Here is a 12,113-nt window from a genome sequence, read left to right as displayed (position 1 = left end):
ACCTGGGGCTCCACCGCGCTCGTCTGGCCCGAACTGCCGCCGGTGGAGCCGGTCACCGCTCCGCTCGCCGCATAACCCCAGCAACCCCGAACCACCCCAAACCCGACAGGGATGCCTTGACGAAAGACATAGAGGCACCCCCCCGGCGAGACCCCCGCGCACCGCCCCGCACACACGAAAGGGGCGCACGCCCGAAGACGTACGCCCCTCCTCGCCCCGCTCCCGATCGTCAGATCGAGGCGGGTACTGCGTCAGCCCATGAACTTCTTGAACTCGTCCGGCAGCTCGAAGTCCTTGCCCGGCTGCCCCGCCGGCAGCCCGAACGCCCCGGCCGGGTTCGCCGCACCGCCGCCCTGCGCGGCCTGCTCGCGGCGGGCCGCGGCGGCCTCCTCCTCGGCCTTGCGCTTCATCGGGTTGCCGCTCTTGCGCTTGCCCTTGGCCTGCTTGACCTGCTTCTTCTGCCGGCCGGGCCCGCCGCCCATGCCCGGGATCCCGGGCATCCCCGGCATGCCGCCGCCCTGCGCCATGCGGGACATCATCTTGCGGGCCTCGAAGAACCGCTCGACCAGCGTCTTGACCGCGCTGACCTCGACACCCGCACCCTTGGCGATCCGCGCCCGGCGCGAGCCGTTGATGATGGAGGCGTCCGCGCGCTCGCCCGGGGTCATCGACTTGATGATCGCGGCGGTGCGGTCCACGTCCTTCTCGTCGATGTTGTTGATCTGGTCCTTGATCTGCCCCATGCCGGGCAGCATCCCGAGCAGCTTGGAGATGGAGCCCATCTTCCGGACCTGCTCCATCTGGGCCAGGAAGTCGTCGAGGGTGAAGTCCTTGCCGCCCTTGCTGCTCTGCAGCTTGGCGGCCATCTTCTCGGCCTCGCCCTGGGTGAACGTCTTCTCCGCCTGCTCGATCAGGGTGAGCAGGTCACCCATGTCGAGGATGCGGGAGGCCATCCGGTCGGGGTGGAAGGCGTCGAAGTCGTCGAGCTTCTCGCCGTTCGACGCGAACATGATCTGCTTGCCGGTGACGTGCGCGATGGACAGCGCGGCACCGCCGCGGGCGTCGCCGTCGAGCTTGGAGAGCACCACGCCGTCGAAGCCGACGCCGTCGCGGAAGGCCTCGGCGGTGTTGACCGCGTCCTGACCGATCATCGCGTCGACGACGAAGAGGATCTCGTCGGGGCTGACGGCGTCGCGGATGTCCGCGGCCTGGCGCATCAGCTCCTCGTCGATGCCGAGGCGGCCGGCGGTGTCGACGATGACGATGTCGTGGACCTTGGCCTTCGCGAACTCGATGGAGTCCTTGGCGACCGTCACCGGGTCGCCGACGCCGTTGCCCGGCTGGGGTGCGTAGACGGCGACACCGGCGCGCTCGGCGACGACGCTCAGCTGGTTGACGGCGTTCGGGCGCTGGAGGTCGCAGGCGACGAGGAGGGGCGAGTGGCCCTGGTCCTTCAGCCACTTGCCGAGCTTCCCGGCGAGCGTCGTCTTGCCGGCGCCCTGGAGGCCCGCGAGCATGATCACGGTGGGGGCGGTCTTGGCGAACCGCAGGCGGCGGGTCTCACCGCCGAGGATCGTGACGAGCTCCTCGTTGACGATCTTGACGACCTGCTGCGCGGGATTCAGCGCCTGCGAGACCTCGGCCCCGCGGGCCCGCTCCTTGATGTTCGCGATGAACGCCCGGACGACGGGCAGCGCCACGTCCGCCTCGAGCAGCGCGATACGGATCTCGCGTGCGGTGGCGTCGATGTCCGCCTCGGACAACCGGCCTTTGCCCCGGAGGTTCTTGAACGTCGCGCTGAGACGATCGGAAAGAGTATCGAACACGGTGGTCGCAGATCCTCGGGTCGGGGGCTGGTGAATCGCCCTCCAGGGTATCCGGCCCGGCAAGCGCGGAACCCTCCCCTGCCGGAACCGGCCGGGGGCCGGGGCGGGCGGCCGGAAGGGACCCGCGCCGGTCCCTCCCGCCCCGGCCCCGCCCGACGGCTACCGCAGCGTCGTCTCCAACGAACTCGCGACCGCCGCCGCGTCCACCGCCGGCAGCGGGGCGCCGTCCGGGCCGGTGACGTAGAACGCGTCGACCGCGTTCGAGCCGAGCGTCGAGACGTGCGCGCTGCGGACGTGGACGCCGGCAGCCTCCAGGGCGTGGCCGATGCGGTGCAGCAGTCCGGGGGCGTCCTGGGCGCGGACCTCGACGACGGTCGCGTGCCGGGAGGCGGCCGGCGCGATGGTCACCCGCGGCGGCGGGGCCTTCACCCCGCGCCGCCGCGGGTAGGCGGCGTCCCGCTCGGCGAGCCGGGCGGGGATGTCGAGCGTGCCGTCCAGCGCCCGCACGAGGTCCGCCCGCAGCCGCGCGGCCTCCGGCAGGGAGCCGTACTCGGCCGCCACCCGCCAGCTGAGCAGCAGTACCGAGCCGCCCGGCTCGGTGACGCCCGGCGGCAGGTGCACGGCGCGCAGCTCGGCGGTGCGCACGGTCAGCCGGTGCAGGGCGAGCACGCCTGCGACGGCGGGAAGCACACCGGTCCGCTCGGGGACGGCGATGAGCAGCTCGACGCCGAGCGGTTCGACGCCCGGCGGGACGTCGCTGTTCTCCGCGGACGCCTCCGCCGGTGCATCGGCCTGCGCGCGCAGGGTGAGCACCGGCCCCTGGGTGCGGAACGCCTCGATGGCGAGCCGCTCCTGCGCCGCGTCGGGCGCCGGGTCCTCGCCCTGCTCGGCGGCCTCGCCGCTGAGCAGCGCGGCGACCCGCTTGACCAGGTCGGTGACGAGCGAGCCGCGCCAACTGCTCCACGCGGCGGGCCCGGTGGCCAGGGCGTCGGCCTCGGTGAGCGCGTGCAGGAGCTCCAGGGTGCCGGTGGAGCCCACGGCGTCGGCGACGGAGCGGACGGTGGCCGGGTCCTCCAGGTCACGGCGGGTCGCGGTGTCGATCAGCAGCAGGTGGTGCCGTACGAGCACGCCGAGGGTGTCGATCTCGGCGCGGTCGAGGCCGATCCGGGCGGCCACGTCCCGGGCGATGACCTCGCCGGCGACCGAGTGGTCGCCGGGCCAGCCCTTGCCGATGTCGTGCAGCAGCGCGGCGATGAGCAGCAGGTCGGGCCGGCTGACCCGGCGGGTGAGCGCGGCCGCGCGGACGGCGGTCTCGACCAGGTGCCGGTCGACGGTCCAGGTGTGCACGGCGTTGCGCTGCGGCCGGCAGCGCACCCGCTCCCAGTCTGGCAGCAGCCGGGTGATCAGCCCCTCGGCCTCCAGTGCCTCCCACACGCCGACGGTCGACTCCCCCGCGCCGAGCAGCGTGACGAGCTGCTCGCGCGCCTCGGCCGGCCACGGCGCGGGCAGCGGGCGGCCGGCGGCGGCGAGCCGGCGGACGGCGTGCAGGTTGAGCGGCAGCCCCGCCTGCGCGGCGGCCGCGGCGGCGCGCAGCGGGAGGACGGGGTCGCGGTCGGGGCGGGCGCCGCGGGCGAGCACCACCTCGCCGTCCTGCTCGACGACGCCCTCGGCGAGCGGCGAGCGCTCGGGGGCGGCCTTCGAGCCGCCGAGCATCGCGCGCAGCCGGGGCCGGGCGGAGCGGGCGCGCAGCACCCGGGAGACCTCGCGCCAGGTGACGTCGGCGGCGTAGCTGACCGTGCGGGCCGCCTCGTAGACGTGGCGGAGCAGGACGTCGGCGTCGAGGAGGCCGAGGGCGTCGGCGACCTGGTCCTGCTCCTGGAGGGCGAGCCGGTCGGTGGCGCGCCCGGTGACCAGGTGGAGGGCGTCGCGGGCGTCGAGGAGCCGGCGGCGGGCGTCGGCGAGGCCCTCGCGGGGCGCGTCGGCGAGCCAGGAGGCGGCCACCGCGCGCAGGACGGTGGCGTCGCGGAGCCCGCCGCGGGCCTCCTTGAGGTCGGGTTCGAGGAGGAACTGCAGCTCGCCCTGGCGCCGGCCGCGCTCCTCGCACAGCTCGCGCAGGAGCGGCAGCTTCTTGGCGGCCTGGTTGCGCCAGTCGGCGAGGACGGTGCTGCGGAGTCCGGCGGTCAACTGGGCGTCACCGGCGACGTGGCGGGCGTCGAGGAGGCCGAGCTGCACCTTGAGGTCGTCGCCGGCCGTCTTCCGGGCCTCGTTCGGGGTCCGGACGGAGTGGTCGAGGTCGAGGCCGAGGTCCCAGACCGGGTACCAGATCCGGTCGGCGAGCGCGGAGAGCGCCGCCGCCGGGATCCGGTCGTCGTGCAGGAGGAGCAGGTCGAGGTCGCTGCGGGGGGAGAGCTCGCTGCGGCCGTAGCCGCCGACGGCGACGAGCGCGGCCCCGCCGACGCCGGCCTCGGCGGCCGCGGTGGTGAACAGGGAGTTCAGCCAGTCGTCGGTGAGCCGGGCGAGGGCGGAACGGCGCGGCGGCCCGGACCGCGACTCGTCCGTGAGGAGTCGCAGCCGGGCCGCCGCGTAACCGCTGGGTCCCGATTCGTGCTGTCCGGTCATCTCGTCGACACTCGTCACCCAGCGGTTCCCGTCTGCTCGTCGTTTACAGGGCGTCCGGGCCGCGCTCGCCGGTGCGGACCCGCACCGCCGTCTCGACCGGGATGCTCCAGACCTTCCCGTCACCGATCTTGCCGGTGCGGGCGGCCTTGACGATGACGTCGAGCAGCTGCTCGGCGTCGTCGTCCTCGACCAGGACCTCGATGCGGATCTTCGGCACCAGGTCCACGGTGTACTCGGCACCACGGTAGACCTCGGTGTGGCCGCGCTGCCGTCCGTAGCCGCTGGCCTCGGTGACGGTCAGGCCCTGGACGCCGAAGGCCTGGAGGGCCTCCTTGATCTCGTCGAGGCGGTGCGGCTTCACGACCGCGGTGATCAGCTTCATGCGTCAACCTTCGTGTTCGTCGCCGGCGCCGTGCCCTCGGGCGCGGCGGGGGTGGTCACCTGGCGGGGGGCGGAGCCGCCGCCCGCACCGCTGAAGTCGTACGCGCTCTCGGCGTGTTCGGCGGTGTCGATGCCCGCGACCTCGACGTCCTCGGAGACCCGCATGCCGATCGTCTTGTCGATGAGCAGCGCCAGGACCGCGGAGGCGACGAGCGAGTAGGCGAGGACCCCGGCGACACCGGCGATCTGCTTCCAGAGCTGGTCGAGGCCGCCGCCGTAGAAGAGGCCGGCCACGTCGGACTGGCCGCCGCCGGTGGCGAAGAAGCCGATCAGGAGGGAGCCGATGACACCGCCGACGAGGTGGACGCCGACCACGTCGAGGGAGTCGTCGTAGCCCAGCTTGTACTTCAGGCCGACCGCCATGGCGCAGGCGACACCGGCGATGGCGCCGACCGCGATGGCGCCGAGCGGGCTGACCGCGCCGCCGGCCGGGGTGATGGCGACGAGACCGGCGACCGCGCCGGAGGCGGCGCCGAGCGTGGTGAACGCGCCGTGCCGGATCTTCTCGTAGGCGAGCCAGGCGAGGACGGCGGCGGCGGTGGCGACCTGGGTGTTGACGAACATCAGCGCGCCGACGCCGTCGTCGTTGCCCAGCCAGGAGCCCGCGTTGAAGCCGAACCAGCCGAACCACAGCAGGCCCGCGCCGAGCATGACCAGCGGGAGGCTGTGCGGGCGCATCGGGTCCTTCTTGAAGCCGACCCGCTTGCCGATCACCAGGATCACACCGAGCGCGGCGGCGCCGGCGTTGATGTGGACGGCCGTGCCGCCGGCGAAGTCGATGACGCCGAGCTCGAAGGCCCAGCCGCCCGCGCCCCACACCCAGTGCGCGACGGGGAAGTACACGATCGAGACCCACAGCGCGATGAACAGGGCCCACGCGGTGAACTTCACGCGGTCGGCGAGGGCGCCGCTGATGAGGGCCGGGGTGAGGATCGCGAACATCAGCTGGAAGGCCGCGAACACGTAGACGGGGATGGTGTAGCCGTCCCACAGCTCCGTGAGGCCGATGCCACTGAAGCCGGCGTAGTCCGAGTCCCAGCCGAAGAGCGAGCCGGTGTCGGTGCCGAACGCGATGCTGAAGCCGTAGAGCACCCACAGGATCGTGACGATCCCGAGGCTGATGAAGCTCATCATCAGCATGTTCAGGGTGGACTTGACCCGGACCATGCCTCCGTAGAAGAAGGCCAGACCCGGTGTCATGAGCATCACCAGGGCAGTGCAGATGAGCATGAAGCCGGTGTTGGCGGCGGACAGCGTGGGCGCGTCCGCGGCAAGTGTCGTGATGCCTGGGGGCATCGGCGTCTCCCTAGGTCAAAGCGGCCGGTGCGGGCTTTCGTCTCCCGGTTCGCGGGGCCCCCTGGGGACCGGCCGACAGGGCGGGCGGTCCGAGCGGCTCCCCGGAAAGGGTGGGGCCGGGTATGCGCCAGAGACTGGCCCAGCGCGGTTTCGACCAGCGCCCGGCGTTGTTTCGCCGCAGTGACGAAGCGTGCGGGTGTGTTACGCCGGGGTGAACGAGGGGATCACGTCAACCGCCGCGGATCGGCCAGCGACACGACGGGAACCGGCCGCGGCGCGCGTCCGGGGTGACCTGGCGTGAGGGAGCCGAGTCGGGCAGTCCGGGACGTTCGCCGCGGCCGGTGGTCGGTGGGGCCGGGACCTGTGGAGCGGGGGGAACGGCAGGTGGGAACGGGTCAGACGGCTTCGGCGGCCGTCTCGGGCAGGTGCGTGGCGAGCTGTTCGGTGAGGCGGACGACCTCGGCGACGTCGCCGTAGGTGCGGGCGGCGATGTCGACGGTCTTGCGCAGCCGGGTGTTGACCCGCTCGGAGCGCACCTTCCGCGCCACCACCAGCGCCTCCTCGGCCCGGGCGGAGCCCCGCTCCGGCTCCTTCTGGAGCATGTGGACGGTGGCGAGCCCGATCAGGTTGAGCGCGTAGGACCGCTGGTGGACGGAGTCGTCGGCGAACAGCTCCACCGCCCGCTCCATCAGCGGCTCGGCCATGGAGGCGTACATCGGGCTGCGGCCGGCCACGTAGGCCAGGTCGCGGTAGGAGTGCGAGTTCTCGCCGTGGAGCTCGGCCTCGGAGAAGAAGCGGATCCAGTCCGGCTCGGGCTCGGTCTCCAGGGCCACGTCGGCGAAGGTGTCCTCGGCCATCCGCACGGCCCGCTTGGTCCGGCTCGGCTGGCCCATGTTGGCGTAGGCGCGCGCCTCCATCGCATACAGCATGGAGGTGGTGCGGGAGCCGGCGACGTCCCGGCTGCCGTACTGGGCGAGGTGGATGAGCTCCAGCGCGTCGTCGGGGCGGCCGAGGTGGATCATCTGCCGGCTCATGGAGGACAGGATGTAGGAGCCGAGCTCCTTCTCACCGGCCTCCTTGGCGGCGTGCAGGGCCAGCACGAAGTACTTCTGGGCGGTGGGCTGGAGGCCGATGTCGTAGCTCATCCAGCCGGCCAGCTCGGCGAGTTCGGCGGCGACCTTGTACAACCGCCGCATGGTCTCGGCCGGTTGGGGCTCCTGAAGCAGGTCGGTGACCTCGTGGAGCTGGCCGACGACGGCCTTGCGGCGCAGCCCGCCGCCGCACTGGGCGTCCCACTGGCGGAACATCACGGTGGTGGACTCGAGCAGGTCGAGCTCGGGGCCGGAGAGGCGGGTCATCCGGTTGCCGGAGCCGGGCGACAGGGGGGCCGCGGCGGCCGGGGAGGGCACCAGCCAGCGCTGCATGGGCTCGATGAGGGACGGGCCGGCGGCGAGCGTGAGCGCACTGCCGAGGAAGCCGCGGCGGGCCAGCATCAGGTCGCTGCGGGAGAAGTCGCTGATCATCGAGACGGTCTGCGGGCCCGCCCAGGGCAGGTCGACCCCCGACATGGACGGCGGCTGGTGCGCGGTGCGCAGGCCGAGGTCCTCGATGGCGACGACGCAGCCGAACCGCTCGGAGAACAGCTCGGACATGATGCGCGGGATCGGCTCGCGCGGCTGCTCGCCGTCGAGCCAGCGCCGCACCCGGGAGGTGTCGGTGCTGATGTGGTGCGCGCCCATCTCCCGCGCCCGCCGGTTGACCTGGCGCGCCAACTCTCCCTTGGACCAGCCGCTCCGGACGAACCAGGAGCTCAGCTGCTCGTTCGGGCGCTTCTCAGCGTTCGTGCCACTTCCGCCGCTGCCGCCCACCTGGAACGCCCCCATTCGCAGACCCGTCGTGTCCCGCCGGAATCCCGCTTGCCTTCGGCATAGTCGCGGGCCGCCGCCTGGAAGGCCCGTGCACCGAAAGTAATCCTACGATCACCTGTCGCGCGAGGCCGATTGCGGAAACGCCACCATTCGCCACCCCTGCGGGTGAACTCCCGTACAGCCGAACGCGGTTGACTGGACGTCGTACGACCTGGGGTTGAGTGAAGCGGTGCAGAGCGGGGCGCGCAAGACGGTTCGCACCACCCGGCGCACGCCCTCGCTCCACCGCACCGGTGGCGCGGCCGGCGCCACCGTACGGAGGGTTACCGCAGCACTCCGTTTCGTAACCGCAGCCACGGCGGACCCGTTGGAGGGGGCATGGGTTTCACGATCGGCATCCGGGAGAAGCGCGACCTTCGGTCCGGCGTGCGCCGCCGCGTCCGCGGCGCGGACGGTCCGACCACGGCGGCGGCCCCCGTCCCCGCCGTCGCGGAGTACACGGGGCTGTGGGGATGGGACGTGACGCCGGGGGCGCGGGCGCTCGACGGCGTCTGCTCCTGCGGCGACGCCCGCTGCCCGGCGCCCGGGGCGCACCCCCTCGGCTTCGTGCCCGACCTGCCGGCCGGCGCCACCCTGGACGAGGCCGCCGCGGCCTGGGCGCGGACGCCGGGCGCGGCCGTGCTGCTCCCGGTGGGCCGCGCCTTCGACGTCCTCGACGTCTCCGAGCAGGCCGGCCGCCGCGCGGTCGTCCGGCTGGAGCGGATGGGCGTGCCGCTCGGCCCGGTGACCGTCACGCCGACCGGCCGGGCCCAGTTCTTCGTCGCCCCGGGGGCCGCCGCCGCGCTCCCCGGCCTGCTCTACCGGATGGGCTGGGACGACGCGGGGCTCGACCTGCGCTGTCCGCCGCCCGGCAGCCACGTCACCGCCCCGCCGTCGGACCTGGGCGGCCTGGGCCCGGTGGACTGGCTGCGCGCACCCACCCTCGACGGGGCCTCCGCTCCCCCGCCCGCCCGGCTGCTGCTCGGCACACTGGCCTACGTCAGCCACCGCTCGGCGGCCTGAACGCCGGCCCGCACCTCCCTGCCGTACGCCGACGGCCCCGCGTCCCTCCGCGTGCACGGAGGGGACACGGGGCCGTCGGCGGCCGCTCGTTCGACTACCGCCGTCAGTCGCCGATCAGGGCGTCGACGAACGCTCCCGGCTCGAACGGGGCGAGGTCGTCCGCGCCCTCCCCGAGACCGATCAGTTTGACCGGGACGCCCAGCTCGCGCTGGACGGCGATGACGATGCCGCCCTTGGCGGTGCCGTCGAGCTTGGTCAGCACGATGCCGGTGATGTTGACGACCTCGGCGAAGACCCGGGCCTGGACCAGGCCGTTCTGCCCGGTCGTGGCGTCGAGGACGAGGAGCACCTCGTCGAGCGGGCCGTGCTTCTCGACGACCCGCTTGACCTTGCCGAGCTCGTCCATGAGCCCGGTCTTGGTGTGCAGCCGGCCGGCGGTGTCGATGAGGACGACGTCCGCGTCCTCGGCGATGCCCTCCTTGACCGCGTCGTAGGCGATCGAGGCGGGGTCGCCGCCCTCGGGGCCGCGGACGGTGCGCGCGCCCACCCGCTCGCCCCAGGTCTGGAGCTGGTCGGCGGCGGCCGCGCGGAAGGTGTCCGCGGCGCCGAGGACGACGGTCTTGCCGTCGGCGACGAGGACGCGGGCGAGCTTGCCGGTGGTGGTGGTCTTGCCGGTGCCGTTGACGCCGACGACCATGACGACGCCCGGGGTGCTCTCCGACCCCGCCGTGCTGACCTCGCGGTCCAGGTCGGGGCCGACCAGGGTGACCAGCTCCTCGCGGAGCAGGGTGCGCAGCTCGGCGGGGGTGCGGGTGCCGAGCACCCGGACGCGCTCGCGGAGCCGGTCGACGAGCTCCTGGGTGGGGGCGACGCCGACGTCGGCGGTGAGCAGCGTCTCCTCGATCTCGTCCCAGGTGTCGTCGTCGAGGTTGTCCCGGGAGAGCAGGGTCAGCAGGCCCTTGCCGAGGGAGTTCTGCGAGCGGGCGAGCCGGGTGCGCAGCCGCACCAGACGGCCCGCGGTGGGTTCGGGGACCTCCAGCTCGGGGGTGGGCGGTTCGGCGACGACCGGGTCCTCGACCGCGGCGGGGGCCTGCGCGGCCTCCTCGGCCGACGGCAGGTCGACCTCGTCGATCGTGCGGCGCGGTTCGTCGGACGGTGTCTCGGCCTCGTCGCCGACGTGCGGCTCGGCCGGGGGCTTCGTGATGGTCGGCGCGGAGGGCGGGGTCAGGGGCGGCAGCTTGCGCTTCTTCTTGCGGCTGCCCACCACGAGCCCGCTGATCGCGCCGACGGCGACCAGGGCGATGGCTACTACGAGGATGACGATTTCCATAACCCGTTCAGTATCGGTCATGGGTCCCCCGGGCAACGTGATGGTGCTTTCCCACCAAGGCCGAACGGCCCTGGGGGGCACCGGTTGGATCAACGTACGATGATTTCGTCCCGATTACGCGCGTAGAGAGCGGTTCCTGCAGATGACCACCACCGACGAGCGGGCGCGGGCCGCCGGGAGCGAGCGCTCCCTGGAGACGCGCGGCCTCGAACCCGTCCCCGACAGCGAGCGCACCGGGCGCGTCCGCGAGCTGTTCCCCACCTGGGTGGCGGCGAACATCAGCGTCCTGCTGCTCACCATGGGGGCGAGCCTGGCAGTCTCGTTCGGCCTCAACCTGTGGCAGGCGGCGGTGGTCGCGGTGGCGGCGCCGGTCGTCAGCTACGGCCTGGTCGGTCTGATCGGCGTCGCCGGCAAGCGCGGCGGGGCCCCCGGCATGGCGCTCTCCCGCGCCGTCTTCGGGCAGCGCGGCAACCTGCTGCCGGGCTCGCTGATCTGGGTGGCCCGCTGGGGCTGGGAGACGATCAACGCGGTGACCGGCGCGTACGCGATGCTCACCGTGCTGGACATCGTCTTCGGGGTGGAGAGCAGCACGTTCCTGGTCGTCGCGACGCTGCTGGTGTTCGTCGTCGCCACCTTCGCGATCTCGGGCATGGGCATCGGCGTCGTCCAGAAGTGCAACAGGTACGCGACCTACCTGTTCGGCGCGTTCTCCGTGCTGGTCCTGGTCTACCTGGTCGTGCACACCGACTGGAGCGCCGTCCTCGGCAAGCCGGCCGGGAGCACCGCGCTGATGGTCGCGGGCGTCGGCATGATCGCCGCGGGCGGGGTCAGCTGGATCCCCTCGGCCCCCGACTTCGCCCGGTACCTGCCGCGGGACACCCCGGCGAGGGCGATGGTGGCGAACTCGGTCGGCGGCGCGGGCATCGTGGTGCTGCCGATGGTCCTGATGGGCGCGGTCATGGCGGTCTCCGCCCCGGACCTGGCCTCCGCGCAGGACCCGGTCTCGTTCCTGGGCGAGATCCTGCCGCTGTGGATCGCGGTGCCCTACCTGCTGGTCGCGCTGGTCGGGATGCTGCTGATCAACGCGATGTCGATGTACTCCGCCGGCTTCACCGCGCAGACGCTCGGCTTCACCCTGCCGCGCCACTGGGCGGTCTCGGTGAACGCCGTGATCTCCCTGGTCCTCGGCGCGGTCCTGATGCTGGCGGCGACGAGCTTCCTCGGCTCGTTCATCGCCTTCCTGTCGCTGCTCGCGGTCGCGTTCTCCGCGTGGGTCGGCGTCTTCGGCGCGGACATGCTGCGCCGCACGGAGTACGACGGCGAGGCGCTGCTCGACACCACGCGCACCAGCGCCTACTGGTACCGCGGCGGCTTCGCGCCCGCCGCCTGCGTCTCCTGGGCGGCCGGCCTGGTCGCGGGCCTGCTGTTCACCGCCGGCGACTGGTTCACCGGCCCGCTCGCCGAGGGCAACTTCGTCGGCGAGTACGGTCTCGGCTGGGTCGTCACGATCGTCGTCTCCGGCCTGCTGTACCTGGTCCTGCCGAAGCCCCCGGTCGTCGCGCCGAAGCCCGTCGACGCCGTCGAGGCCACCGCCCCGCGCCCCGCGCGCGAGCCCGCGGGCGTCTGAGGCGTCCCGACGCGAACAAGGGTCCGGCCCCGACACGGCGAGCG

8 protein-coding genes are annotated in these 12,113 nt (G+C 73.1%); 2 read left to right on the top strand and 6 right to left on the bottom strand.

Translation table 11 applies throughout. The features are described 5' to 3' along the window. Positions 1–251 precede the first annotated feature (251 nt). The 5 genes from ffh to ACFWEG_RS25450 form a co-directional block, all read right to left on the bottom strand. Positions 252–1,826: a signal recognition particle protein gene (gene ffh, locus ACFWEG_RS25470; protein WP_387219443.1), complete on the bottom strand. Its 1,575-nt coding sequence runs from the start codon at positions 1,824–1,826 to the stop codon at positions 252–254. A gap of 159 nt (positions 1,827–1,985) precedes the next feature. After that, entirely contained in the window at positions 1,986–4,445 is a 2,460-nt protein-coding gene (locus ACFWEG_RS25465) for a [protein-PII] uridylyltransferase (protein WP_387219447.1), read from the bottom strand. A 43-nt stretch (positions 4,446–4,488) separates the two neighbouring features. Then, positions 4,489–4,827, bottom strand: coding sequence for a P-II family nitrogen regulator (locus tag ACFWEG_RS25460; protein WP_387219440.1), 339 nt, complete (start codon positions 4,825–4,827; stop codon positions 4,489–4,491). Continuing rightward, the gene (locus tag ACFWEG_RS25455) at positions 4,824–6,182 is read right to left on the bottom strand and encodes an ammonium transporter (protein ID WP_387219438.1); all 1,359 of its coding nucleotides are present in this window, start codon (positions 6,180–6,182) and stop codon (positions 4,824–4,826) included. Before ACFWEG_RS25455 ends, ACFWEG_RS25460 begins: the two co-directional genes overlap by 4 nt. Before the next feature lie 395 nt (positions 6,183–6,577). Then, positions 6,578–8,050 carry a hypothetical protein gene (locus ACFWEG_RS25450; protein WP_387219445.1) on the bottom strand — a complete coding sequence of 491 codons (1,473 nt, stop codon included), beginning with the start codon at positions 8,048–8,050 and terminating at the stop codon, positions 6,578–6,580. 378 nt (positions 8,051–8,428) lie between these two features. Between ACFWEG_RS25450 and ACFWEG_RS25445 the strand changes: the two genes are divergently transcribed. Further along, a complete protein-coding gene (locus ACFWEG_RS25445; RefSeq protein ID WP_387219436.1) occupies positions 8,429–9,112 on the top strand; it encodes a bifunctional DNA primase/polymerase in 684 nt (227 codons plus the stop codon). Between the two features lie 103 nt (positions 9,113–9,215). On the opposite strand, the gene ftsY is transcribed toward ACFWEG_RS25445, so the two are convergent. Continuing rightward, positions 9,216–10,442: a signal recognition particle-docking protein FtsY gene (gene ftsY / locus ACFWEG_RS25440; RefSeq protein WP_387219433.1), complete on the bottom strand. Its 1,227-nt coding sequence runs from the start codon at positions 10,440–10,442 to the stop codon at positions 9,216–9,218. 142 nt (positions 10,443–10,584) lie between these two features. Between ftsY and ACFWEG_RS25435 the strand changes: the two genes are divergently transcribed. Then, the gene (locus tag ACFWEG_RS25435) at positions 10,585–12,069 is read left to right on the top strand and encodes a cytosine permease (RefSeq protein WP_387219431.1); all 1,485 of its coding nucleotides are present in this window, start codon (positions 10,585–10,587) and stop codon (positions 12,067–12,069) included. Positions 12,070–12,113: the final 44 nt, after the last annotated feature.

Origin of the sequence: Streptomyces sp. NPDC060194, assembly GCF_042728285.1 — a bacterium.
Taxonomy (GTDB): domain Bacteria; phylum Actinomycetota; class Actinomycetes; order Streptomycetales; family Streptomycetaceae; genus Streptomyces.
This window is presented reverse-complemented; position numbering and strand designations above follow the sequence as displayed.